The sequence below is a fragment of the Halomonas sp. PA16-9 genome, from assembly GCF_009728585.1.
Lineage (GTDB): Bacteria > Pseudomonadota > Gammaproteobacteria > Pseudomonadales > Halomonadaceae > Vreelandella > Vreelandella titanicae.
Genome location: NZ_CP040451.1, coordinates 267,114 through 292,040 on the forward strand (window position 1 = coordinate 267,114; position 24,927 = coordinate 292,040).

The window sequence follows — 24,927 nt, forward strand, 5'->3', positions numbered from 1 at the left end:
GCCATGCAAAATGCCAGGGTAGGAGTAGGTCGAGGCGGGAGGCCCAATGCGCAAAATTGAAGAGATCTATTGGTTGCGTGCTTACGGCTGTATAGCCGTTTTTTTGTTTCACTTACTAGATCATGTCAATCAGCGCCTCGATAATGTTGCCACCGATTTGATGCGCATACCGCTGGTGTTGGGTACCCCGATTTTCCTGTTTATTGCGGTCTTTGTGTTTGCCGTTCGCTACGATAAATCCGTGCCGGAAGGATTCCTTGCCCAGCGCGTGAAGTATGTAATGGTGCCCTATTTTGTGTATGGCTTTATTTATTCGACGGCTGAATGGCTAAGCCAACAGCCATCGGATGAACCGGTGGGGTTCGTGGCCAACGCCATTGAGTATTATGTGTACGCGGGCTGGCATGGCTATTTTTTGATTATTGCGATGCAGTTTTATGTGGCCTATTGGCTGTTTACCCGTTGGCAGCTGTGGCGTTTGAACCCGGTGCCGTGGCTGTGGGGCGCTTGTGTGATCAGCATGGCGTATTGGGGGTTGGCTTACTGGTTTGAGGTTGACCTGCCCGGCTATCTGCTGTGGATTGCTCCACTGGGTTGGATCTATGTGTTTTTTCTTGCCCTGGTGCTGGTGCGCTACTACCCGCTACCCCCTGAGAGCGTGATGCTGGCGCGGCCTGCCTGGATGCAGCAAATGGCCCGCCCGGTCTGGTTGGTGCTAATGGTGGCGCTGATTATTGCCGCGACCTTTACAGGTTGGCTGGCCTTCTCTTCCAAAGAGGTGTGGTCATTCCTTTCTTCGTGCTGTTCACGCTGTGTGCCATGCGCTACTTGGCCGGGCGTCCTGCGCCTTTGTGGGTGCGCCACATTAATGCGTATTCGTTTGGCATTTACTTGGCTCACCCTATGTTCTTTGTGCTCGCTGATCTGGCTGTCGAGCCGTTGTCGTTGCCCATTGGCGTGTATGCACTGGCGCTTATGGCGGTTGGTGTGGTGGGGTCAGTGGGGCTTAATAACTCGCCAATACCACGACACTGGGCGCCATGCTGTTCGGCAAGCGATTAAAGGTAAGCTAGTCAGAGAGTGGCGGTGGATGGTATCTGTGGATAGCGGCAGAAAACGCATTATAGGCGTGGAGTGAAAGCCGTAGCCGGGGGGTTAGGTAGAAAAGGGTTTTCTGGCTCTTTCGTTAGTCTAAGCAGGTTTCCGTTGTAGGTTTTTAAACGCGTAGGGCAGGCGTGTAAACGTTGCAGAAAATCGTCGATCGCGCTGTTATCGTCCAGCTCAGGGTCAAACCCACCCAAGCGTTCTAGCCAGGCTCGCCTCACGGCAATGTAGGGCGGCAAAAGTAAAGCACTGGCCAATAAGCGCCGCAGGATGCGTTCCGACAGCGATGGCCGGGTGAGGCCAATAATCAAGGCGTCAAGGGTGTAAGTGTTGAGCTGTGAATAGAGTGCACACCAAAGCTCCGCAGGCAGTGGTTTTTTCTGTAGCGCAATGATGAGCCACTCTGCTTGGCTGGTAAACGCGGCTTTATTCAAGCGAGCCCCCAGCGGCCTTGATGGTGTAATCAGCGAATGAGCATGGTAGCGCTGTTCAATAGCACTCAGGCGTGCTTGCGCTTGAGTGGCTGTCACCAAAATGGGCAGCAAGTGGTCGGCGACACCGGATTCACGTATGGATTTTAAGTGGCGTGGCAACATTTCACCCGTCACCATGGCATCAACGATAAAGCAGACCGATCCCATTTGCCGACTCCGATTGTGAGCAAATCTATCAAATTGTAATTTATTGTAGTATCTGGTTTATTTGCGTAGCAAGTAAAAAAATTTGCGAGCTAAAAAACAGCGCTAAGTATGACTTGTGCACTTTGATGGGCGCGCGGCATTATTTTTGTTCTATTTTGGTGCATAAGAGGTTTTTTAGACGGTTCAGAATAGCCTGTTGCGCCGTTATGCGTCATCAAGAGGCATTCGAAGCCATTTTTTAATGTTTATAAAACAGATAGTTGTTGTTTTTTATGCCATATTGGTGCAGTGTTGGCATGTTCTCTGCATTGTATTTGCAAGCGGCTAGCGGGCCGTAGGCATAAGCCCTGCGGCGTGCTAAAACGATAGCCGGTCTGAAATGCTCGCTGAGCGATTTGTTAACCAATGTCAGGCAAACGTTGAGCGAACAAGAATGACAAACGTGCGGTTTAGCACGTATTTTGTCGAACAACACTTTTATCGGTAGCTTACTGTCGTTAGCTTTAAGCCACGCTCATACCGGAGGACACTATGTCAGCCAAGACTCTCGCGCTAATTGAAGAACACGATGTTAAATGGGTAGATCTGCGTTTCACCGACACTCGCGGTAAAGAACAGCACGTGACCGTGCCTGCGCGCGATGTAGACGAAGAATTCTTCGAGAATGGCCAAATGTTCGATGGCTCTTCTATTGAAGGTTGGAAGGGCATTAACGAATCCGACATGATTCTGCGCCCGGAAGATGGTACGGGCTACCTTGACCCCTTCACCGAAGATGCGACGCTGGTGCTGCGCTGTGACATCATCGAGCCGGCCACTATGCAAGGCTATGATCGTGACCCGCGCTCTATCGCTAAGCGTGCAGAAGCTTACCTGCAGTCTACTGGCCTGGGCGACACCGCGTTCTTCGGCCCTGAGCCTGAATTCTTTATCTTTGACGAAGTGCATTGGAAGTCTGATATCCAGGGCTCCATGTACAAAATCACTTCCGACGAAGGCGCCTGGGCAACCGACAGTGTCGTTGAAGGCGGCAACCTTGGCCACCGCCCGCGCGTTAAAGGCGGCTACTTCCCGGTTCCTCCGGTCGATAGCTTCCACGATATTCGTGGCGCAATGTGTAATACCCTGGAAGCGATTGGTCAGACCGTCGAGGTACACCACCACGAGGTTTCCAACGCAGGTCAGAACGAAATCGGCGTTAAGTTCAACACGCTGGTGAAGAAAGCTGACGAAGTTCAGGAAATGAAGTACGTGATCCACAACGTGGCCCACGCGTATGGCAAAACGGCCACCTTTATGCCGAAGCCGCTGGTCGGTGATAACGGTTCGGGTATGCACGTTCACCAGTCGTTCTGGAAAGATGGCAACAACCAGTTCGCCGGTGACGAGTACGCTGGTCTGTCTGAAATGGCGCTTTTCTACATCGGCGGCATCATCAAGCACGCCCGTGCCCTGAACGCCTTTACTAACGCTTCTACCAACTCGTACAAGCGTCTGGTGCCTGGCTTTGAAGCGCCGGTCATGCTGGCCTACAGTGCCCGCAACCGTTCGGCTTCAATCCGTATTCCTTACACCGCCAGCCCGAAAGGCAAGCGTGTGGAAGCGCGCTTCCCTGATCCGACTGCCAACCCTTACCTGGCGTTCTCTGCCATGTTGATGGCGGGTATCGACGGTATCAAAAACAAGATCCACCCTGGCGATGCCATGGACAAAAACCTGTACGACCTGCCGCCAGAAGAAGGCAAGTCAGTACCGACTGTGGCGCACAGCCTGGATCAAGCACTGGAAGCCCTCGACGCTGACCGTGCGTTCTTGACCGAAGGTGGCGTGTTCACCGACGAAATGATCGATGCCTACATTGACCTCAAGATGGAAGAAGTGGAGCGTATTCGTATGACCACTCACCCCATCGAGTTTGATATGTACTATAGCTGTTAAGTACAGCTGCAAATCAGCGTTACTCGCCCTTGGCTGTTACTATCAGCCAGGCGGTGGTAACAATGATTGCCAATAGAACCCCGCTACGGCGGGGTTTTTTTATTGCTGGGAGGCTGAGAAGCGTGCCAGAGGGGCGATGAGCAGTGTGCTGGTAGCTCTCTTGGGCGTGGGGGAGTGGGTGGCACGGCGTTCGGGCAGGCGGTGTATCGGGTGACCGATCAGCACGGCAACGTTACCTTTACCGATAACCCAAGCAGCCCTTTATGCCCTGCGACCACTTTTCCATCGCTCTGCCCCAACAAGGCGCACAGGTGGAAGAGGGGATGACCGTGGTGGAGGTGGTTATTGCGCCACCGTTGCGCGACGACAATCAGGTACGGCTGTTGGTGAATGGCGAGATTAGCCAGAAAGCGCTGCACAGCGATGTCTTCTGGTTAACGGGCCTGCCGCAAGGGGGCACGAGATCCAGGCAGAATGCTGGAGAGCAGCCAGCGTTTACAGCACCGCACGGCAGCGGTGACGATTACGGTTCCTTAAGAGCGCTTTAATAAACGCGATCAAAAAAACAGCCCTAAGTATTACCTACCAAAACCTGTGTGCACTAAAGTGGTGCATGAGCAGGAGCATTTGGCACGGCAAGTGCGCTAAAACGATTCGCGCTCTTTCGCTGCGATGCCCGCAAGCCGTGCAAATGGACATAAACGTATAGTTGGCGCGCTTTTTGCAGCTCCCTCATTGATCATCCACCTGTAGGTCTGTATCGGCGATGGAAGACGCGATTTTTCAGGACACCACCATGCATCAGCGTTTGCTTGAGCATCTCACCACAGCGGTATTGCTGCTAGACGGCGAACTGCGTGTGCGATGGATGAACCCTGCCGCTGAAGCGTTGTTAGCGGTCAGCCTTAGCCGTGTTCACGGCATCAGCCTGGATACGCTACTTGGCGGGGATGTAAGCATTGACGAAGTATTGGCCAAGGCGCGGGATGCGTTTCACCCCTATACCCAGCGTGAAGCACGCATTACCCCGTTGAATAGCGAACCGCTCACGGTGGACTACACGGTGACGCCCTTATCCGACGATGAGCTGCTACTGGAAGTAGAGCCGCGGGATCGGCTGATGCAGATCTCCCGGGAAGAGGCGCTAACCACACGCCAGGAGACCATCAAGGTGCTCGCCCGCGGGCTCGCCCATGAAGTCAAAAACCCGCTGGGTGGCATTCGCGGGGCAGCACAGCTACTAGAGCGTGATCTAGACGACCCGGCGCTGCGCGAATATACCCATATCATTGTTGAAGAGGTGGATCGGCTGCGCGACCTGGTCGACTCCATGCTCGGCCCTAACCGGATGCTTAAACACGAGCCAGTCAACATCCATAAGGTGCTGGAGCGAGTGCGGGCGCTGCTGATTGCCGAACACCCTAGTGTGACAATCAGCCGTGATTACGACCCCAGTTTGCCCGACCTTTCCGGCGATGAATCGCAAATGATTCAGGCGGTGCTCAATGTGGCGCGCAATGCGGTACAGGCCATGAGCGATGCACAAACGCCGGAGCCCACTTTAATACTACGCACCCGCGCCCGTCGCCAGTTTACGCTTGGCGCCGAACGTCACCGGCTGGTCAGTGAAGTCGCCGTGATCGATAACGGCCCCGGCATTCCCGATACGCTGCAGGAGACGCTGTTTTATCCCATGGTGTCGGGACGCGCGGAAGGCAGCGGCCTTGGGCTCTCTATTGCCCAGTCGATTTTGCACCAACATCAAGGATTGATTGAATGCGATTCACGTCCTGGACACACCGAATTTCGTTTACTGATTCCCATGGTTATTAATTTCACCGGAGAAGCGTCATGACTGAGGCTGCACGTAATGATGTTGCGCGGGTGGTCATTGTCGATGATGACCGCGCTATCCGCTGGGTGTTGGAGCGCGCCTTGGCGCAACCCGACCTTGACGTTGAGTGTATCGAGCGCGCCGACGTTGCCCTGACACGTTTGTTGGAAAATCCACCCGACGTGCTGGTCACCGATATTCGTATGCCGGGTATCGATGGGCTGGATCTAATGTCCCGGGTACGCGAAGCGCATCCTGACCTGCCGGTGATCGTGATGACCGCGCACTCCGACCTGGACAGCGCCGTGGCCTCGTATCAGGGCGGGGCATTTGAATACCTGCCCAAGCCGTTCGATGTTGACGAGGCCCTGGCGCTGGTACGTCGCGCCGTGGCTCACGCCCGTGAACGCCAACGTCCGGTGACCGTGCCGGAAGGCTTGAACGCCGAAATTATCGGTGAAGCGCCCGCCATGCAGGAGGTGTTCCGCGCCATTGGTCGCCTCTCTCACTCCCACATCACGGTGTTGATTAATGGGGAGTCGGGAACCGGCAAAGAGCGCGTTGCCCAGGCACTCCATCAGCATAGCCCTCGTGCGGGCAAGCCGTTTATTGCCCTCAATATGGCGGCGATTCCCCGTGATTTGATTGAGTCTGAGCTGTTTGGTCACGAGAAGGGGGCTTTTACCGGGGCGACCCAGCAGCGCCAGGGGCGGTTTGAGCAAGCCAACGGCGGTACGCTATTTTTAGACGAAATAGGCGATATGCCCGCTGAAACCCAAACGCGGCTACTGCGCGTGCTGGCCGATGGAGAGTTCTATCGCGTTGGCGGGCATACGCCGGTCAAAGTGGATGTGCGCATTATTGCTGCCACCCACCAAAACCTAGAAGTGTTGGTGGATGACGGCCGCTTCCGGGAGGATTTGTTCCACCGCCTGAACGTGATCCGTATTCACCTGCCCAAGCTTGCCGAGCGCCGCGAAGATATCCCTCGTTTAACGCGGCACTTTTTAGCTGAAGCGGCGAAAGAGCTGACGACCGATATCAAGGTGCTGACCAGCGAAGCGGAAGCCCACCTAACGCGTTTGCCGTGGCCCGGCAACGTGCGACAGTTAGAAAATATCTGCCGTTGGCTCACCGTGATGGCATCAGGGCGTGAGATTCTGGTTGAAGATCTACCGCCGGAGCTGCGTTCACCCAGCGCTTCTGAAAGCAGCGCCCACGGCGATTGGCGCACGGCGTTTCGTGACTGGGCGGATCATGCCCTGGCCGAAGGCCATACCCATCTACTGGAAGAAGCGGTGCCCGATTTTGAGCGGATTCTGATTGAGACAGCGCTAAAACATACCGGCGGGCGCAAAGGTGAAGCCGCCGAGCTGCTGGGCTGGGGGCGCAATACGCTCACGCGTAAACTGAAAACACTGCTACCGGCACTCGCTGACGAGTAAACGTTAGGAGCCTGTCTGGCTTAACACTGATCTACTGCGAGTCCCGGCATTTTGGCCAACTTTATTCGATCGATTTCGTTAAATAGCATGCTATTCGCCTCAATCGATCGATAAATTTGGCTCAAAATTCGTGCTTCTCGCGATGATCGGTCAAGCCAGACAGGCTCCTAGTCGCCAGCGAGTATATATACCGCATCGGCTAGGGTGGTGGGGTTGGGCAAAGTGCAGTCGCTACTGGTGAGTGGCTGTTCATCCTGCCACCACTACCCTGGGCTTGAGTAGGCTGCCGAAGTGACGCTGGGCAGCAACAGCGTTGTCTATGGCAGTTATTGTGTCGCTTCAATGCGCCTGATTTCGGCAAGTAACGCTTCTGCTTCTTCAGTAAGTGTGGCATTGGCACGCATATCGCCATTGCGTGAAGCCTCCATGGCGGCTTGTAGTTTGCGCTCATACTCTTGTTGAAGCTTCTTTTTGGGGTCACGCTTAAACATACCTAACATGAGCAATCTCCTCGCTATCAATGTCTCTTGTACACTATTTGTATAGGATTGAAGTGCTCGTGTCGAATGTTTGCTTTAACTAGCCTTGCTAATCGTAGTGATTAGGCGTGGCGCACTGGCATAAGAAGCGCTCAAAATCACATAAAATAGTCTCCAGGCTCGCGTGCAGGCGGTGATCGTCGTCAACCATCCGCAGCGATAGGCGCTGAAGACGAGCACGTTCGATCACCGGTTCAGGGGCAACCACATCATCCCGCCAGCCATGAATAATATGGCTGTGCTGCGCCTGAATAACCGGTGACGTTTCCGGGTAGTCGGCAAGTCCCAATGCAGGCGCCAGCAGAAAGCAGCCCAACACCGGCTGCTGAGCGCTAACTGCCGCGCTTAGCCAACCCCCCAAGCTGGAGCCTGCCAGTACACACTGGGCAGGATCATCTCCGCGCTCGGCTAATACTCTCAGCAGGTATTCAAGGCGTTGCTGTGGCTCTGCTATGCCTCGATAATCCATGACCACCGGCTCACAGTCATCCAGCTTTTGCGCAACACCTTTCATTGCCTGGGTTTTCAGTGCGCCTGGCCCGCTCTCAAGGCCATGGGATAGATAAACGGTCATCATAACGGTTAGCTCGCTGCACGCTGGATAGCTTCGCCACCCTGTTGAAGGTCTTCACCCGCACCGCGAATGGTATTACAGCCACTGACCAGCATCAGGGTCACCACCATCACGAAGCCGAGGGCGATAGTGCGTTTCATAAAAGCCTCCTTCGAAGGCATACCGCTAGTGAAAGGAGTAGAAAGCAAAAATACCCTCTGTCGTGACGATACGCTACGGTTTTCAATACGTTTAAACACAAGGAAGCATAGCAGTGTGCCTCGAAACCGTATGTTTATGTCGCATGTGCCACTTCTATACATGAAAAATAGAGGTGGAGAGTGCTTTGTCATTCATTTTTTATTGTTTTAAGTAGTTGTTTTTTAATGTTTATATTCGTTATTGGCATGGTTTGGCTCATTGCCTGCAGTTACTAAGTAGAATCCAGCAAGAAACCAAGTAAATACTCGCAAATGAATAAAGTAAGTCATTTTTAAATTCAGTCACTTAACGCTAGTCGAGTTAACATTTTTCACCAGTAACTGAGTGAGTGGGCTAACAGCAAAATGGAAGGCAGGAAGCCGAAAAACGAACAGGATGTTTAAGGGACAATTAGCCCACTCACTGGTTGCAGCGTAAGGAGGCGCTGTTCATCAAACCAGGGAGCGGACCGATGCGAATCAACCATCTCATGCAAGTGAGGTGGTTTTTTCGCATGTGTGATTTAAATAATCATTTGATAGATAAGTACTTTCTATAAGGCTCTGGTTTTTGCACAGCTTTTGTACAGAAAAAAGTGTGATTTTGGTCTATCCTTCGATGAAACCAAAATGCAGCGGTTAGAAAACGTCAACGTAACGACCGCGCACGATCAGGGACAAGATTATGGCGATGGCATTGATGTTATGCATGTTTGTTTTGTTCTTAGGGTTTTCAGGCGTGGGCGTGTATATGATGTTTAAGACATCGTTTACGGCCAGTATTGATGAACGCGATGACATGCCGCCCGACGTTTAACTATCTGCCTTGAAAGTAAAACGCCCGCTTATGCGGGCGTTTTTGCGCTGGTGTCTATCACGCGGCTGTCCATCAAAGGGTTGTCCATTGGGGGGGGCAGGACGCGCTTTATCCCATCCAATACAGGCTGGCCAAGGCAAAAGCGTAGCCCATCGCTGCCCCTGCCAGTACATCGCTGACATAGTGCAGCCCTAAGCCTACCCGTGAGACCGCTATTAGAAGCGTTAATGGCAATACCACCGGTAGTAGCCAGGGCGTGTGGGCGGCGACCAAGACGCTAAACATCACCGCGTGCATGGTGTGGCCGCTGGGAAAACTGTAACGGTCGCGGGCAGGTTCACAGCACTCGATGCCTTCACTATAGGTAATGAAGGGTCGCTCACGGCATAAGCGAGTTTTCACCAGTCGATAAACCGCCACGGCAAATAGAGCGATAACGCTGTACTGCAGTACGCGCCAGGCGCCATTGGGTTGAAGCCAGGGCTGGGCGAGAATCAGCAGCACCCAAATAGGCCAATCGCCTAAGCGGCTGGCGGCCTGAAGCGTGATTCGCCAGGGGCGGTAGATCGATAGCCGCGCAATGCGCTGGCAGAACTGCCACTCCAGCAGGTCAAGACGATCGAATACGACAAGCGGACGCGGGCGCATGATGAGCCTCCTGGGCTTGGTGTAAGTAACGCAAAAACTGCTCGGCAATACCTGTCCAACTCTGCTCAAGGGCGCGTAAACGCGCTACTCGGCCTAAACGAGCGTAGTCAGCTGGGTGTTGGCACAACTCAACTGCTGCCTGTTGAAAAGCGGTGCTATTGCCAGCGGGTACGGTGACACCGTTGTGGCCGCTGCTAATGAGCTCAGCGCTGGCTGCATGATCATAGGCCACCACGGCTAAGCCGCTGGCCATGGCTTCCGCCACCACATTGCCCCAGGTTTCTGAAAGCGAGGGGAAAATAAACAGGTCGGCGCTGGCATAGTGGCGAGCAAGCGATCCCTGCCCCACGAAGCCGGTGAAATGGGCATCGGGCAGCGCCTTTTCCAATTGTGCCCGTGCGGGGCCATCGCCGACGATCACTTGGGCGATATCGGGCCGCACCTCACGCATGGCTTGAAGGCTTTCATGGAGCAAGGTGAGATTTTTTTCTGCGGCTAGTCGGCCAACGTAAAGGGCCACCGGCTGATGCTCGCTAACTCCCCAGCGTTCGCGTAATGAAGGGTCACGGTGGGCAGGTGAAAAGCGCTCGCCATCCAGCCCGCGTGACAGCACATGAACCCCCCGAATCCCTTGACGCTGCAGTGCTTTAGCCTGCTGATGAGTGGGCACTAACGTTAGGTCACAGCCGTTATGGAAGTAGCGCAGGTAGCGGCGTGTGGTCGAGGCCAACCAATTGACGCCATAATCTTCACAGTAGTGGTCAAAGTTGGTGTGCCAGCCCGCTACCAGGGGGATATTGAGTTGCCGTGCCGCTTGGCGTGCCGCCCAGCCGAGAGGGCCTTGGGTCGCTACATAGATGATATCGGGGCGATGTTGGCGCCAAAAGCGGCGCAGTGTAACGGGCCTAACCAGCCCTACCTGCACATCGGTGTAGCCAGGTAGGGCAAGGCGCTGCACCTGTAGCTCGCGGTTAATACCGGTTGCATTACCCGCAGATCGTGGCCGAGGGCGGATCACATCCACCGGCACTCCTTGCCGGTTAAGTTCATAGCTTAACCGGCTCAGCGTATGGGCAACGCCATTGATGTCCGGTGACCATGTCTCACTAACGATGCAGAGCCGCATGAGCGATTCATCCCTTTATCACGTTTTCGTACAGTGTGGGTGGGGTGAATGACACTGCCGAGACAAACAGGTGAATAAGTGATGACACGCTTAAATAAATAGGCTAGTAGACAAAGTGCTACAGCCATCTGTTCTAGTATCAGTTCAATGTTAAATTTGGATGGCAGTTTTATTTAATATCGCATAAAAAAATAAGTTCCCAAAAAATAAAACTTTAAGATTAATGAAACATAACTCCTTTAAGGTTCCCTGTGTTGAGGCGTTATTCGTCCTTCATTGTGCCTTCGCAAGCGCAAGCATTAACTACTTCAATGGGAACGATCATGTTTAAAAAAACGACACTGGCCCTAGCCGTTAGCGGTTTATTGGCAGCCTCTGCAGCACAAGCAGCAACCGTTTATGACCAAGACGGTACCGATCTCGAAATCTATGGTCGCATCGCTATGGGTCTTGAAGGCGGTGGTGTTGACAACGGTGTTGATAACGGCGAAGAGTTCCGTAATTTCGGCTCGCGTTTACGGATTACCGCTGGCCACCAGATTTCCTCTGACCTGCGTGCATTCGCCCGTGTAGAGTGGCGTTTTACGGGTGATGAGCGTAATACATCCTCTGGTTTCGATGAGGTACGTAACAGCTACCTAGGCCTGGAAAGCCAGCAGTTCGGTACCTTTATGGCCGGGAACTACAACAGTTTCTACGATAACTACGTGATGACGCCGTTCGATGTTTACGTTGAGCGCGGCTACGAGTTTGCGGGTGGTGGTACCCAGGCACGCGGCGACTCTATTGGCTATAAAACGCCTAAAATGAGTGGTTTTCAGGCGGTTATTTCTGCCAAGCACTTCTCTGAGCGTGGTTTGACTGAAGCCGAGCAGACTTCCGAAGGATCCGTTATCGCCACTCAGGGTGGTGTTGTCTACGAAACAGGCCCAGCTCGTTTAGCGCTTGGCTATGTGGAAGATACGGTACGTGGTGGCGGTAACGGTGAAGTGCGTTATGGCGCTACGGGCGAGTTTGCTGTTACAGATGCTTTCGCTGCTCGTGTAGGTTATGAAACCCGCGGTGATGACGATGTTAACGGTGGTGGTTTCGATAAAATCGGCGTTGGTGCTACGTACGCCATCGATTCCTGGAAGTTCTTCGCCGATTACTACAACATCGACGTAGACGGCGCTAGCGATGAGCGTAACGCTTGGGCGCTAGGGTCAATGTACAAGCTGTCTAGCAATTTCGATATGTTCCTTGAGCTGAACGATCGTAACCTGGATGCTGTTAATGACTTCGAAGAAGATATGTACTACGCATTAGGCGCTCGCTATCACTTCTAATTAATAGAGTGATGTTAGCGGTAGTGTTGCATTAGTTTTTTGCATTAGTTTTTTGCATTAGTTCTTTAGCTTTTAGTTAGCTCGCATGTTTCGATCTTTACCGGTGTGGATAATTCCACACCGGTTTTTAGCGTTTTTATATTTTATGCTTTACTTGCCTGCCTTAAAAGAGGCGCTCTTTTTCTCGGTGAGTTATTCCTCTCAATATAAATTTAGGGAGAGGGGGGTAAGGCAATACTTTTACCATGGAGACGAAATGTCGCTGGTAGGCTATCTTTGCTGCTAAAGTGTCTGAACACTGTTATGAAAGGAGTCATTTAAATGCGTTTTCACCGCTATGGCTTGGCGCTAGGGACAGCGTTATTTGCCACCGTTCCTCCTGCCTTTGCTGATAACTACACCCTGACGCTATTTCACACCAACGATCTACATGGGCGTACCGATCAGTACCCCTATCTAATTACCACGCTGAATGAGGCGCAGGAGCGCTTTGGCGAAGGGTTGCTGCTGGATGCCGGTGATATCTTTACAGGCACGCTCTACTTCACAGAGTTTCAAGGCCAGGATGCCCTCGAATTTATGAATTTAATGGGCTACGACGCCTTTGTGCCCGGCAACCATGAGTTCGATTTGGGTGACCCGGAACAGGGGCACCAAGCGCTAGCGGCGTTTTTCGCAGGCGCCGAGTTTCCTATTTTAGGGGCGAATCTGGACTTCTCCGCAGGCCCGGAGTTTGCTGACATGTTGGGTGATTCAGTCAGCGCTGAGCCGCAGGCGGGGGCGCTTTATGACGGCATGATCGTTGAGCATAACGGCGAGCCAATCGGCATCTTTGGGTTAAGCACTCAGGACAGTGAGACGATTTCCAGCCCTGGCCACGTCACCATCAGCGATTATCGCCAAGCGGCTGAAGCCATGGTGGCAAGCTTTGAAGAGCAGGGCGTTAACAAGATTATTGCCCTTACCCACTTGGGCTACGACAGTGACCCCAGCGTAGGTAATGACCTGCTGCTGGCAGAGCATGTCGAAGGCATCGACATTATTATTGGTGGTCACAGCCATACCCAAGTGTCGCCCCTCAGGCTGCTGAGCGAGAGCCGCGCTGGTGAGAAGCTCCTATCACCGACGGTGATTGGCCAGGCAGGCGAGTATGGCCAGCACCTGGGCGTTATGCAGGTCACCTTCGACGAAAACGGCGTGGTGGTGGATGCCAGCGGTGAACTGCTCGCTGCCGACGATCGCGAAGCGGACGCTGATGCCGCCAAGCGGCTTGAATCCTACACCGCAGAGATTGAGACACTGCGGGATACCCAGGTCGGCGCCAAGGTAATCTCCACGCTACCCAACCCGCGCCATGGGCGTGGCGATGAACGGAGCGTGCGTGCCAATGAAACAGCGCTGGGCAATTTAATCGCCGATGCCCAGTTGCATGCTGCGCAGCAGGTGGCACCCGACACGGTTATGGCGATTCAGAATAGCGGCGGCATCCGTGAAGCGATTGAGAGTGGGGATGTGTCTGTGGGTGATTTGATCGCCGTGCAGCCATTTGGCAATCGCCTGACGCTGCTTGATGTCACCGGCGCCGAGCTGCTGGAAACCTTCGAGATCGCCCTGGCTAATGCACCCGGCGAAGACGGCGGTTTTCTGCAGGTGTCGGCAGGCGTTGAGTTGATATACGACAGCGGCGAGCCGTCGGGCGAGCGGGTGGTTAGCCTAAGCGTTGCCCAGGAAGGCGCAATGCAGGCGATTGACCCCGAGCGTACTTACACCATCGCCACCAATAACTTTACCGCTGCTGGCGGCGACGGTCATACGGTACTTGGCGCTGCCTATGAAGATGGGCGCAACACCATCGTCGGCAATACGGACTGGGAAATGCTGCGCGACTACATGGTGGAGCGTAAAGAGGTGTTCTACCAGGTTGAAGGGCGGATTGCTGATGTGGCTCAAGAAGGTGTGACGCAAGAGGAGGTGGCCCAGGAAGCGTCGCCGTGAGTTCCGGGCCACGAATAGCGCTTACTCATCAATGATGCTTTCAAAGCCGCCAAAGATTAGCCGCTTGCCATCAAAGGGCATCGGGTTAACGTCCATCTGCAAGCGCGGGTCTTGCATCACTTTGGGCATGGCCTCATCGCGCACGGCGCGGGATGGCCACTCTATCCAGGAAAAGATGATGCTTTCGTCATCTTTTCGCTTAACCGCCATGGTGAAGGAGGTCACTTCCCCTTCGGGGACATCGTCTCCCCAGCACTCCACGACCCGCAGTGCGCCGTGTTCCTTGAAAACAACGGCCGCGGCACGGGCATGCTCAATAAACTCATCTTTATTAGCGCTGGGCACGGCAGCGACGAAACCATCTACATAAGGGTGTGTAAGCTTGCTCATGGCTGTTCTCCTATTGCTGTTTTATTCTGCTTTAGGGGGGAGTTCTCGAACGGGGCGTATCTCAATGCTGCCCAGCCGGGCTGGTGGAATACGGCTAGCCAGCTGCAGTGCTTCATTCAAGTCGTGGGCTTCGAGCAGGTAGAAACCGGCCAACTGCTCCTTGGTTTCCGCAAAGGGACCATCGGAGATTAACGTCTCGCCATCGCGCACGCGCACGGTGGTGGCGGTCTCCGTCGGTTGTAACGGCTGTCCGGCCAGGTAGTGGCCGCTGGCGCTCAGGCGCTCAACCCCAGCAATACACTCCTGGTTGAGGTCGTGCCACTCCTGTTCGCTCATGGCGTTGATAATCTGTTCCTGGTAATAGACCAGCGCAACGTACTTCATGGGGAGTCTCCTTCTGTGGCCAAGGGGCAGTTGTCTGACGGAACGTTTACCATCCAGCCGACGCCAAAACGATCTACCGTCATGCCGAACCCTGGTGACCAGAAGGTCGCTTCGAACGGCATGATCATCTTTCCACCTTCCGCTAGTTGAGCAAAGGTTCGTGCGGCCTGCTCGATATCCTGATACTCCAATTGAACCTCTATCCCTTGCGGTGGTGTATAGCAGTCAGCCGCCATATCGGCACCCATCAAGCGGCGTCCACGCAGGTTCAGTGAGGCATGGATGATGCGGTCATGAAGGGCGGGCGGCGTGTGTTCAGCGGCGGGTGTGTCAGCATAGGTTAACAGGCACTCCAAATGCCCTCCGGTGACATCGGCATAGAACTGCATGGCTCCCGGCAGGTGCCGGGAAAGGCGACATGCACGTTCATGGCATCCGGTACACGAGCAAGGTTACGGTGCTGCTCAATTCCGGCACCGGGCTCAAAATCCTCCAGCGAGAAGTAGCGCCGTAATTCAAGGGTCACGTTGCCATCGGCATCCTGGGTGGGCCACTGCTGGGCCCACTCAATGGCCGCCTGCAGGGAAGGGGCTTCGAGCACACTATAGCCAGCAATACGCTCACTGGCTGGAGACAAAGGCCCGGGGATGATGGTGGGCTCACCGTTTTTGAAACGGATCAGACACCCGTCGCTGGTCGGATGTAGGCCATCGCCGCTCAAAAACACGCCTGCCTCGGTCATGCGCTGGTTATAAGCAGCCATGGCGGCAAACATTTCCTGGGATGGCATAGCGCCATTCTCGGTGTTGGCATCGGCACGGCGTATCAGCATGAATTTCATTGAGAGCCTCCTGGTTGTTCAGGGTAGTGACTCTCTGTAGTCGTTTGACGTGCTCACGGATCGACACAGCCTAGATTATTTTTGGTAATCGGAATATCTGGTTGATTTCCTTCTGCTATCGGATGCAGGTTAAATGATCTTATTACGTAGCAACGACTTTCCGACGGCGCGCCATGACATGATCGAGAAACGCCCGAAGTTGCGGAGTGACTAGTCGGTTGCCTGGGTAGTAGAGGTAGAACCCTGGCTCCCTTGGACACCAAGACGCCAGCACCTCAACGGCATCGCCGGCCGATAGCAAGCCCCTCACCTCCGGCTCAAGGAAATAACCAATACCAAGTCCATCCTTGACCGCACGCAGTCGCGTTGCCACATCGTTGGTACACAGCGGGCCGGTCACAGCCACCCGAACGGACTGACCTTCGCACTCGAATTCCCAATGGAACAGATGTCCTCCGCTGGGCCAGCGCATATTGATACAGGTGTGTTCCTTCAAAGCAGCGGGATGCTCCGGTGTCCCTGCCCGAGCCAGATAGAGCGGCGATGCCACCGCAATCCAACGTAGCGGCTCGCTCATTGGCACTCCCACCATATCCTGTTCCAGGCTCTCACCGAGCCGCAGCCCGGCATCACACTCACTAGCCACCACATTTTCCAAACGATCAGAGACGACGATCTCGACTTCAATTCCAGGGTAAGTCTCGGCAAAGCTAGCCAGATGTGGTGCCAGCGCATAAGCAGCCCCAGCGCGCGACGCATTGATCCGCAACCGTCCGCCAAGCTCGTCCTGTTGCTCCAGCAACTGCGCTTGAGCCGCTGAAATCTCCTTCAGAGCGGGCCGAACTCGCTCATACAACTGTTGGCCCGCCTCCGTTGGCCGCGTGGTTCGGGTGGTTCGGTTCAAAAGGCGCTGTCCTAAGCGTGCCTCTAACCGCTGGATCGTCTGACTGAGTGCCGAGGGCGAAACACCAAGCCATCCCGCTGCTCGTGCGAAATTACCACGTTCGACGATTGCCACGAAGGCGCTCAATTCCGCCACATCGCTACCTTTCATTGTTCATTTCAGCTTCATAGTCCATGATATATCGGTGTATTCTGTCAGTTTAAGAACAAGCCTACCATTGTGGAAACCAACAGCTAAGGGAGAACCCCATGCAGCTCGACCATTACCGCTTGCTGGGCCGTTCGGGCCTGAAAATATCGCCTATGGCGCTAGGCACCATGACTTTCGGTACGGAATGGAACTTCGGCGCCGACGAGTCGACCTCCCGCGCGCTCTTTGATCGCTACGTCGATCACGGCGGCAACTTCATTGATACGGCGAATTACTATACGGGTGGCACTTCCGAGTCCTTTGTCGGCCGTTTCGCCCAGGGGAAACGGGATCGCCTGGTCATTGCCACAAAATACACCTTGCCGATGCGCGGTGATGATCCCAACTCTGGAGGCAACAGCCGACGTAGCATGGTTCGTTCGGTAGAAGACAGCCTGACGCGCCTGGGCAGCGACTATATCGACCTGCTGTATCTGCACGCCTGGGATTTCACCACTCCCGTGGAGGAGATTCTGCGCGCCATGGATGATTTGGTGGCAGCAGGAAAGGTCGTTTATCTGGGGCTGTCGGATATCCCTTCCTGGCAGGCTTCACGGATGCAGGCTATCGCCGATCTCCGGGGCTGGTCGCCAATGGTTGCAATGCAGCTGGAATACAATCTGATTGAGCGCAGCGTGGAAGGTGACTTGGTTCCGATGGCGCGTGAAATGGGGATGGGTATCATGCCCTGGTCACCGCTGGCGAGTGGACTCCTGACGGGGAAGTACAATCGTGCTGCACTCGTACCCGAAAACGTGGTCAGCGGCAGCCGTGCCGCCATCGTGACCGAGGCGGGGCCCGTCCCCGAACGCAGCTTTCGCATTATTGACGAAGTGAAACAGGTCGCTACGGAACAAAATACATCACCTGCCACTGTGGCTTTAGCATGGCTGCTCACCCGTCCTGGTATGGCTGCACCGCTCATTGGAGCGCGATCGATAAGTCAGCTTGAAGCCAATCTGGCTGCACTCGAACTGGAACTGACAGGTGACCAATTGGCACGGCTCGACGAGGTCAGCGCGGTGCCTTTAGGATTTCCCCATGAGTACCTGCGGCGCCCGGCGGTTCAGGCAAATATCTATGGCGACATGTCGATCTCTATGCGGGGCTAATGAATGTTTATGGAGCTGGCTCTAGTTCGTTTAACCGCTTTAGCAAAAAGCGTTTTTCTGGATCCAGGGTGACCAATAGCAGCGCCTGTTGATAGGCGCTGCGCGCGGCCTCATGCTGGCCTTGGCGACGCAGTAAATCCGCTTTGGCGGCATGAAATAGATAATAGCGGTTGATTTGCGGGTGTTGAGCGATGTCGTCGAGTAACTTCAGGCCGGTATCGGGTGCACCATTCATGGCAATAGCGACCGCACGGTTCAGCGCCAGGATGGGTGATGGAAAACGTCGGCAGAGGGCGTCGTAGAGCCTGACGATGCGCCCCCAATCAGTCAGCTCGGCGCGGCTAGCCTGGGCATGTACGGCGGCAATCGACGCCTGAAGGGTGTAGTACCCGGTGGGGGTGAGCGCCAGCGCCTGTTCCAGCCATGCAATGCCGGTCTGGATATCCTCTTGGCGCCATAGGCGTCTGTCCTGAGCATCCAGGGTGACCAGTTCCCCGTCGCTATCCTGACGCGCATCCCGGCGGGCATCATTAAGCAGCATTAAGGCCATCAGCCCAAATACCTCCCCCTGGGGCAGTAGCCGTGCCAGCTCATTGCCCAGTCGCATGGCTTCTTTTGTTAGGCTGATATCGACCACGCTGGCGCCCGTGCTGCGCGAGTAGCCTTCGTTGAAGACCAGATAGATGACTTGGAGCACATCGGGTAAACGCTCGGGCAGCTCTTCCTGGGTAGGCACGGCATAAGGGATATGCGCATCGCGAATTTTGCGTTTGGCTCGTACGATACGCTGTGCCAGCGTCGTAGGCTTCATCAGTAGCGCGCTGGCTACTTGCTCAGTGGTCAAACCGCACATCTCGCGAAGCGTCAGGGCAATCCGTGCTTCCATGCTCAAACTTGGGTGGCAGCAGGTGAATAGCAGCCGCAAGGCGTCATCTTCGATGGTGGTGGGCTCAAGATCCAGCGCTTCATCTGTGGGTAATAGCAAGTGAGCCCGACGGCGAGCAGTACTGCGTTGGCGAATTTGGTCTATTCCGCAGTGGTAGCCGGTGCGAATTAGCCATGCCGTGGGGTTGTCAGGTTTGCCGTTAACCGGCCATTGTTGAACAGCCGCCAAAAAGGCATCCTGCATGGCTTCTTCGGCTAGTTCAAAATCCCCAGCAGGCGTATCAGCGTTGCCTGCACGCGCCGGGAGTGCTCACGATACAGGTCATCGACATATGAAGGTTCAGTACTCATCAAGGGAGATCCGTAAGCTTTATCTCAAACGTAGCGCATGGTTTCTCCGTTGACTTGTTTTTTTGTCTTGTTTTTCGGGGGGGGGGGGGGTAGGCATTCAATCCCCTGTGCGTTTTCCCGTGACGCTGTTGAAAGGATGCAGAGCGTCGCGGATCACAAAAAATCGCAGGGTTTCGCCTTCGGCAACGGGCGGCTGCCCCGAAACGCGGATGACTGTAGGCTGGTCGCTATCGGCGAGGGTCACATATAGGTGGCTTTCGGCCCCCGCGGCTTCAAACAGCGCCAGCGTTGAGTCGACAATTAGGTGAGGGCGGCGGGCGGCGTTAGATGCATATCATCCGGTCGAATGCCGACGACATCGGTGCCGTCGGGCAGGTTATCCAGCAGGCCATTGGCGCCTTGCGCCTTCAGGTAATCCACCGGCAGCATGTTCATGGCGGGGGAACCGATAAACCCGGCAACGAACATGCTGGCGGGGCGGGCGTAGATCTCCATGGGCGTGCCGACTTGCTCAATCTGCCCGGCGTTAAGCACCACTAAACGGTCACCCAGGGTCATGGCTTCCAGTTGGTCGTGGGTCACATAGAGGCTGGTGGTTTTCAGGCGCCGCTGCAGCTGTTTGATCTCTACGCGCATCTGCACGCGCAGCTTGGCATCCAGGTTGGAGAGCGGCTCGTCGAATAGAAAGGCTGCCGGGTCGCGCACCAACGCGCGGCCCATGGCGACGCGCTGGCGCTGACCACCAGAGAGCTTGCGCGGTTTGCGCTCCAGAAACTCTTCGATCTCGAGCATTTTGGCGGCAATTCGCACGCGCTTTTCAATGTCTTCTTGTTAAACCCGCGGTTCTTGAGGCCGTAAGCTAGGTTGTTGTACACCGTCATATGCGGGTAAAGCGCATAGTTCTGGAACACCATGGCGATATCGCGCTCGGCGGGCTCTAGCTTATTGACCACCCGGTCACCGATTTTGAGCGTGCCTTCGGTAATGGTTTCAAGCCCCGCCACCATGCGGAGTAGGGTAGATTTGCCGCAGCCGGAAGGCCCCACCAGCACCACAAACTCGCCATCTTCAATCTGTAAGTCGATGCCTTTGACGGCCTGAACATCGCCGCTATAGGTTTTCTTTAGCCCTTCCAAGGTAATGCTGGCCATCTTATTTCTCCGTCTCGGTCAGGCCTTTCACAAATAGGCGTTGCATAAACAGAATCACTAATACAGGCGGCAGCGCTGCCATGACCACCGCGGCCATCACTAATTGCCACTGTGGGTTCTCTTCAGAAGTCATGCGCTGAATGCCCATTACGATGGTGTAATAATCAGGGTCGGTAGTGATAATTAACGGCCAGAGGTACTGGTTCCAGCCGTAGATAAACATGATCACAAACAGCGCGGCGATATTGGTCACCGACAGCGGCATTAAGATGTCTTTAAAAAACTTCAGTGGCCCGGCGCCATCGACTCGGGCGGCTTCGAGCATCTCTTCGGGAATGGTCATAAAGAACTGGCGGAACAAGAAGGTTGCGGTAGCCGAGGCAATCAGCGGGATCGATAGCCCGGCAAAGCTATTGAGCATTTTAAGATCCGCAACGACCTGAAAAGTCGGAATAATGCGCACTTCCACCGGCAGCATCAACGTGACGAAGATCACCCAGAAGAAGAACATCCGGAAGCGGAAACGGAAGTAGACGATGGCAAAGGCGGAAAGCAGCGAAATAGACAGCTTACCCACTGTGATCGCCATGGCCATTATAAAACTGTTCCACAGCATCAGGGCGGCCGGCGGTGCGCCGGCATTGGAGACGCCCGACTGCCACATGCGCGTGTAGTTTTCGATCCCGTGGCCACCGGGCAGCAGTGGCAGCGTACCCTGCAGCAAACCCGATAGGGAATGGGTAGAGGCGATGATCGCGACATACACCGGAAAAACCACCAGCGCGACACCAGAGATCAAAACAATATGGGCTATCAGGTTAGCCCAAGGGCGGTTTTCAACCATTAACGTTCTCCCAAAGGCTTAGTAGTTGACTCGGCGCTCAATAAAGCGGAACTGGATCATCGTTAATGCCACCACGATCACCATCAGAATCACCGACTGAGCTGCCGAGGAACCGAGGTTGAGGCCCACAAAACCATCGGCGTAGACCTTGTACACTAAAATATTGGTCGCCTGAGCTGGGCCGCCTGCGGTGGTGGCGTGGATGATCGCGAAGGTGTCGAACATGGCATACACCACATTAACCACCAGCAAGAAGAAAGTGGTCGGCGTGAGCAGCGGGAAAATAATCGTCCAGAAGCGCTTAGTCGGGCTGGCGCCGTCAATGGAGGCGGCTTCAATCAGCAGCGATTGCGGGATTGACTGTAAGCCCGCCAGGAAAAACAAAAAGTTATAGGATATCTGCTTCCAGGCGGCGGCAAAAATCACCAGCAGCATGGCGTCACTGCCCGAGTTACGGTGGTTCCACTGGTAACCCACCATTTCCAGCATATAGGGCACAATGCCGATAGAGGGGTTGAAGATAAACCACCACAACACGCCCGCAAGCGCGGGGGCGATGGCGTAGGGCCACACCAGTAGCGTGGTGTAGGTGCTGCGTGAGCGAATCATCCGGTTGACGGTACTGGCCAATAAAAGCGCCACTGTCATCGATAGCAGGGTAGTGCCCAAGGCGAATACCACCGTCACCGATAGCGAATTGACATAACTGCCGTCACGAAATAGACGGGCAAAGTTCTTAAGACCCACAAACGTTGAGCGCAGCCCAAAGGCGTCTTCGCGCAGTAGCGACTGATACAGCGCCTGGCCCGCAGGCCAGATAAAGAAAATCAGTGTCACAATCACCTGGGGCGCCAGCAGCGCGTAGGGCAAAAAGCGACCAGGGTAGGTCATGCGTTTGTTGCATTTGCTGGGCAGCTCTGCAAATTGTTAGCAAAAATAAGCATCAACAAACGAAATCGCCGCCTACCCATAAGGTAGGCGGCGAAGTGAGTACTTATTTACTGGTTGGCAGCTTCAAAATCACGGAGCAGATCATTGCCGCGTGCTACTGCTTCATCCGCTGCTTCCTGACCCGATTTGTCACCGGTCATCACCGCTTCCATCTCTTCGGAGATGATGTCGCGAATCTGCACGAAGTTACCAAAGCGTAGGCCTTTGGAGTTCTCGGTCGGCTCGTTGAGAGTCATCTGTTTCAGCGAAATATCCGCGCCTGGATTCTCTTCGTAGTAGCCCTGTTCTTGGCTCAGATCCCAAGCGGCCTGAGTGATGGGCAGGTAGCCAGTTTGCTGGTGCCACTGTGCCTGTACTTTGGGCTGGGAGAGGTACTCAAAGAACGCCGCAACGGCTTCGTATTCGTCATCGCTATGGCCCTGCAGTGCCCACAGAGTGGCGCCACCGATAATCGAGTTTTGCGGTGCGCCTTCTACGTCGTCGTAGTAGGGCTGCATGCCAAAGCCAACTTCAAATTCTGAATTGGCGGCGACATCCGCACGTGAAGCAGAAGAGCCGAAGAAAATCGCGCAGTCCTGGGAGTAGAACATCGGCTCAGAGTCGGGGCCGGAGCCGGGGCCACCCCATTTAAAGACACCTTCTTCCTGCCAGTCGTGGAGGTTGTCCCAGTGGCGAGCGACCAGCTCATTGTTGAAGGTAAACTCGGTTTCCATACCGCCAAAGCCGTTTTCCAGTGTACCTAGCGGCACGTTATGCCAAGCGGAGAAGTTTTCCAGCATGACCCAGCTAGGCCAGGAGGTGGTAAAGCCACAGCTGGCCGCACCAGACTCGACGATTTGGCGTGAAAAATCGGCCACTTCGTCCCATGTTTGTGGGGGCTGCTCGGGGTCCAGACCCGCTTCTTCAAACATATCCCTGTTGTAGTACATGATTGGCGTAGAGGAGTTAAACGGGAAAGAGAGCATATTGCCGTTGGTGTCGGTGTAATAACCCACGACGGCTGGCAGGAAGGCTTCTTTATCGAAAGCGCGGCCATGCTCTTCCATCAGCTCGTACACTGGGTAGATGGCGCCTTTGGCGTTCATCATGGTGCCAGTGCCGACTTCAAACACCTGCAGGATATGCGGCTGCTCATTGGCACGGAAGGCGGCGATCGCGCCCGTCATCGTTTCGGTATAGGTGCCGCGATAGCTGGGGGTAACGTGGTAGTCGTCCTGAGACTCGTTGAAGTCTTGGGTCATCTCTTCGAGAATTTCGCCCAGTTGGCCGCCCATGGCGTGCCACCAGCTAATCTCTGTTGCCGCCTGAGCAGACAGGCTTAGGCTGGCCGTCGCCACCCCTACGGCAAGCGCGTGCAGTGTGAAACGAGACATAACAAGCTCCTTATAGGCCTGAACTTAGTCAGGCGTGCAATGCGTTTGTTGAGATTTTTAGATGCACTGAACATTAAGAAGTGTAGATGACGTTTTAGTGAATGCACGATGAACCTGCCGTGACAGTCAACATTGCGCTGCCAGCAGGCCTACTGAGTAGGAAAAGGAAGAGGGCGATGATAGTGTGATAGGAAGAGTCCAACTAACGAGAGCAGTATGACTGACGTGACCACTTTACTGACGAAGCTGGTGTCATTCGATACCACTTCCAGTGAATCCAATCTGGCGCTGATTGAGTATGTGGAAGGCTATTTGGCCGAGTACGGCGTCAGCGCCGAGCGGGTGATGAGTCCCTGTGGCACCAAGGCCAATTTGATCGCAAGAATTGGCCCAGAGGCGCCGGGCGGTGTGATGCTTTCTGGGCATACCGATGTGGTGCCGGTGGCAGGGCAGCCCTGGTCGAGCGATCCGTTCACCCTGCGCGATGGTGGCGATGGCCGCTTATACGGGCGCGGCACCTGCGATATGAAAGGCTTTATCGCCTGCGTATTGTCGATGGTGCCCACTTGGACGAAAGCGCCTCTGCAGCAGCCGATTTATCTGGGTTTCTCCTATGACGAAGAGATCGGCTGCGTGGGTGCGCCGAGCCTGATTAAGCGCTTCTACGAGCACTACTCCACCACCGCCCATGTGATTGTCGGCGAGCCCACCAGCATGCAGCCGGTGGTGGCGCAGAAAGGCGCAACCAATTTACGCACCACGGTGATTGGCCGCGAAGCCCACAGCAGTCAGGTTAATCAGGGCACCTCGGCGATTCATGTGGCGGCAAGGCTAGTCACCTTTATAGAGGACATCATGGCGGCGCTGGTAGAAGAGGGCCGCGTTGATGAAGCCTTTAACGTGCCGCACACCAGCCTGCACGTTGGCAAAATAAAAGGCGGTACGGCGATCAATATCATGGCCAGGGAGTGCCAGTTCGAATGGGAGATTCGCCATCTGCCCACGGACACCTTCGACGAAATATACGCGCGCTTTGAGGCCTATTGCGCTCAGTTAAGCGCTGAGCTGCAGGCCAAAGGCAAGCACGTTGAAATCACCACTGAGCCGCTAAACGTGACAGTGCCAGGTTTGGCCGACCGCGAAAACGACCAGGTACTTCGCTTAGCCAAAGACCATTTGCCAGCAGGGTGCTGCGACCACGCGGTGGCTTACGCCACGGAAGCGGGGCAGTTCCAGGGCCAGGGCTTGCAGACAATAATTCTTGGCCCAGGCAGCATCGCCCAGGCGCATCAGCCCGATGAATATGTCGATATTGAGCAGCTTGAAGCGTGCGAGGATTTTCTAACGAAGATGGGTAGTGCACTGTATAAGCCATGGCACTAAC

Annotated in this window: 25 protein-coding genes and 2 pseudogenes; 10 read left to right on the forward strand and 17 right to left on the reverse strand. The window is 54.8% G+C overall.

What is annotated here, in order from left to right; genetic code table 11:
- Positions 1-46: 46 nt before the first annotated feature.
- Entirely contained in the window at positions 47-1,138 is a 1,092-nt protein-coding gene (locus FDY98_RS01245; protein WP_340146627.1) for an acyltransferase family protein, read from the forward strand.
- Here the strand turns inward: FDY98_RS01245 and FDY98_RS01250 are convergent.
- Positions 1,122-1,745 carry a hypothetical protein gene (locus FDY98_RS01250; protein ID WP_009288117.1) on the reverse strand — a complete coding sequence of 208 codons (624 nt, stop codon included), beginning with the start codon at positions 1,743-1,745 and terminating at the stop codon, positions 1,122-1,124. The genes FDY98_RS01245 and FDY98_RS01250 overlap by 17 nt on opposite strands.
- A 531-nt stretch (positions 1,746-2,276) precedes the next feature.
- On the opposite strand from FDY98_RS01250, the gene glnA reads away from it, so the two are divergent.
- Entirely contained in the window at positions 2,277-3,683 is a 1,407-nt protein-coding gene (gene glnA / locus FDY98_RS01255; RefSeq protein ID WP_022520804.1) for a glutamate--ammonia ligase, read from the forward strand.
- 99 nt (positions 3,684-3,782) lie between these two features.
- Here glnA and FDY98_RS26470 read toward each other — a convergent pair whose 3' ends face one another.
- Positions 3,783-3,908: a hypothetical protein gene (locus FDY98_RS26470; protein ID WP_255200397.1), complete on the reverse strand. Its 126-nt coding sequence runs from the start codon at positions 3,906-3,908 to the stop codon at positions 3,783-3,785.
- Between FDY98_RS26470 and FDY98_RS26475 the strand changes: the two genes are divergently transcribed.
- From FDY98_RS26475 to ntrC, 4 genes are all read left to right on the forward strand, one after another.
- On the forward strand, positions 3,858-4,010 hold the full coding sequence (locus tag FDY98_RS26475) for a DUF4124 domain-containing protein (RefSeq protein WP_331280475.1): 153 nt from the start codon (positions 3,858-3,860) through the stop codon (positions 4,008-4,010). The genes FDY98_RS26470 and FDY98_RS26475 overlap by 51 nt on opposite strands.
- Complete coding sequence (locus FDY98_RS01260) at positions 3,947-4,231, forward strand: hypothetical protein (RefSeq protein ID WP_052475667.1); 285 nt, start codon at positions 3,947-3,949, stop codon at positions 4,229-4,231. The genes FDY98_RS26475 and FDY98_RS01260 overlap by 64 nt, the downstream gene beginning before the upstream one ends.
- Positions 4,232-4,479: 248 nt before the next feature.
- The gene (glnL, locus tag FDY98_RS01265; RefSeq protein WP_027958155.1) at positions 4,480-5,538 is read left to right on the forward strand and encodes a nitrogen regulation protein NR(II); all 1,059 of its coding nucleotides are present in this window, start codon (positions 4,480-4,482) and stop codon (positions 5,536-5,538) included.
- Entirely contained in the window at positions 5,535-6,962 is a 1,428-nt protein-coding gene (gene ntrC, locus FDY98_RS01270) for a nitrogen regulation protein NR(I) (protein ID WP_022520802.1), read from the forward strand. Before glnL ends, ntrC begins: the two co-directional genes overlap by 4 nt.
- 326 nt (positions 6,963-7,288) lie before the next feature.
- On the opposite strand, the gene FDY98_RS01275 is transcribed toward ntrC, so the two are convergent.
- From FDY98_RS01275 to FDY98_RS01295, 5 genes are all read right to left on the reverse strand, one after another.
- The gene (locus FDY98_RS01275) at positions 7,289-7,462 is read right to left on the reverse strand and encodes a DUF6435 family protein (protein WP_007111925.1); all 174 of its coding nucleotides are present in this window, start codon (positions 7,460-7,462) and stop codon (positions 7,289-7,291) included.
- Positions 7,463-7,550: 88 nt separating this feature from the next.
- Positions 7,551-8,078 (reverse strand): YqiA/YcfP family alpha/beta fold hydrolase, encoded by a 528-nt coding sequence (locus FDY98_RS01280; RefSeq protein WP_027958156.1) that lies wholly within the window; start codon positions 8,076-8,078, stop codon positions 7,551-7,553.
- A 5-nt stretch (positions 8,079-8,083) separates the two neighbouring features.
- Positions 8,084-8,215, reverse strand: a complete 132-nt coding sequence (locus tag FDY98_RS01285; RefSeq protein WP_027958157.1) for an entericidin A/B family lipoprotein — start codon at positions 8,213-8,215, stop codon at positions 8,084-8,086.
- Between the two features lie 964 nt (positions 8,216-9,179).
- A complete protein-coding gene (locus FDY98_RS01290) occupies positions 9,180-9,719 on the reverse strand; it encodes a phosphatase PAP2 family protein (protein ID WP_022520798.1) in 540 nt (179 codons plus the stop codon).
- Positions 9,682-10,845 carry a glycosyltransferase family 4 protein gene (locus FDY98_RS01295; protein ID WP_022520797.1) on the reverse strand — a complete coding sequence of 388 codons (1,164 nt, stop codon included), beginning with the start codon at positions 10,843-10,845 and terminating at the stop codon, positions 9,682-9,684. Before FDY98_RS01295 ends, FDY98_RS01290 begins: the two co-directional genes overlap by 38 nt.
- A 323-nt stretch (positions 10,846-11,168) precedes the next feature.
- Here FDY98_RS01295 and FDY98_RS01300 point away from each other — a divergent pair, with 323 nt between their 5' ends.
- Positions 11,169-12,173: a porin gene (locus tag FDY98_RS01300; protein ID WP_022520796.1), complete on the forward strand. Its 1,005-nt coding sequence runs from the start codon at positions 11,169-11,171 to the stop codon at positions 12,171-12,173.
- 321 nt (positions 12,174-12,494) lie between these two features.
- Positions 12,495-14,168 (forward strand): bifunctional metallophosphatase/5'-nucleotidase, encoded by a 1,674-nt coding sequence (locus FDY98_RS01305; protein WP_027958158.1) that lies wholly within the window; start codon positions 12,495-12,497, stop codon positions 14,166-14,168.
- 21 nt (positions 14,169-14,189) lie between these two features.
- Here FDY98_RS01305 and FDY98_RS01310 read toward each other — a convergent pair whose 3' ends face one another.
- The 5 genes from FDY98_RS01310 to FDY98_RS01325 all read right to left on the reverse strand — a co-directional run bounded on the left by FDY98_RS01310 (position 14,190) and on the right by FDY98_RS01325 (position 16,837).
- Positions 14,190-14,558 carry a DUF1428 domain-containing protein gene (locus tag FDY98_RS01310; protein WP_027958159.1) on the reverse strand — a complete coding sequence of 123 codons (369 nt, stop codon included), beginning with the start codon at positions 14,556-14,558 and terminating at the stop codon, positions 14,190-14,192.
- Between the two features lie 21 nt (positions 14,559-14,579).
- Positions 14,580-14,942, reverse strand: a complete 363-nt coding sequence (locus tag FDY98_RS01315) for a YciI family protein (RefSeq protein WP_027958160.1) — start codon at positions 14,940-14,942, stop codon at positions 14,580-14,582.
- Positions 14,939-15,298: a VOC family protein gene (locus FDY98_RS26480; RefSeq protein ID WP_340146628.1), complete on the reverse strand. Its 360-nt coding sequence runs from the start codon at positions 15,296-15,298 to the stop codon at positions 14,939-14,941. The genes FDY98_RS01315 and FDY98_RS26480 overlap by 4 nt, the downstream gene beginning before the upstream one ends.
- Positions 15,283-15,783 carry a YciI family protein gene (locus tag FDY98_RS26485; RefSeq protein ID WP_340146629.1) on the reverse strand — a complete coding sequence of 167 codons (501 nt, stop codon included), beginning with the start codon at positions 15,781-15,783 and terminating at the stop codon, positions 15,283-15,285. Before FDY98_RS26485 ends, FDY98_RS26480 begins: the two co-directional genes overlap by 16 nt.
- 142 nt (positions 15,784-15,925) lie before the next feature.
- Positions 15,926-16,837, reverse strand: a complete 912-nt coding sequence (locus tag FDY98_RS01325) for a LysR family transcriptional regulator (RefSeq protein ID WP_027958161.1) — start codon at positions 16,835-16,837, stop codon at positions 15,926-15,928.
- A gap of 98 nt (positions 16,838-16,935) precedes the next feature.
- Between FDY98_RS01325 and FDY98_RS01330 the strand changes: the two genes are divergently transcribed.
- Positions 16,936-17,988 carry an aldo/keto reductase gene (locus FDY98_RS01330; protein ID WP_027958162.1) on the forward strand — a complete coding sequence of 351 codons (1,053 nt, stop codon included), beginning with the start codon at positions 16,936-16,938 and terminating at the stop codon, positions 17,986-17,988.
- Between the two features lie 7 nt (positions 17,989-17,995).
- On the opposite strand, the pseudogene FDY98_RS01335 reads toward FDY98_RS01330, so the two are convergent.
- From FDY98_RS01335 to ugpB, 5 genes and pseudogenes are all read right to left on the reverse strand, one after another.
- Positions 17,996-19,224 (reverse strand): annotated as a pseudogene (locus FDY98_RS01335) (RNA polymerase sigma factor).
- A 97-nt stretch (positions 19,225-19,321) separates the two neighbouring features.
- Positions 19,322-20,375, reverse strand: a pseudogene (locus FDY98_RS01340) (sn-glycerol-3-phosphate import ATP-binding protein UgpC).
- 1 nt (position 20,376) lies between these two features.
- Positions 20,377-21,219 carry a sn-glycerol-3-phosphate ABC transporter permease UgpE gene (gene ugpE, locus FDY98_RS01345; RefSeq protein ID WP_022520784.1) on the reverse strand — a complete coding sequence of 281 codons (843 nt, stop codon included), beginning with the start codon at positions 21,217-21,219 and terminating at the stop codon, positions 20,377-20,379.
- An 18-nt stretch (positions 21,220-21,237) separates the two neighbouring features.
- Positions 21,238-22,110 (reverse strand): sn-glycerol-3-phosphate ABC transporter permease UgpA, encoded by an 873-nt coding sequence (gene ugpA, locus FDY98_RS01350; protein WP_155705662.1) that lies wholly within the window; start codon positions 22,108-22,110, stop codon positions 21,238-21,240.
- A 107-nt stretch (positions 22,111-22,217) separates the two neighbouring features.
- Positions 22,218-23,543: a sn-glycerol-3-phosphate ABC transporter substrate-binding protein UgpB gene (gene ugpB / locus FDY98_RS01355; protein ID WP_027958166.1), complete on the reverse strand. Its 1,326-nt coding sequence runs from the start codon at positions 23,541-23,543 to the stop codon at positions 22,218-22,220.
- Positions 23,544-23,759: 216 nt separating this feature from the next.
- Here ugpB and argE point away from each other — a divergent pair, with 216 nt between their 5' ends.
- Positions 23,760-24,926, forward strand: coding sequence for an acetylornithine deacetylase (argE, locus tag FDY98_RS01360; RefSeq protein ID WP_027958167.1), 1,167 nt, complete (start codon positions 23,760-23,762; stop codon positions 24,924-24,926).
- Position 24,927: the final 1 nt, after the last annotated feature.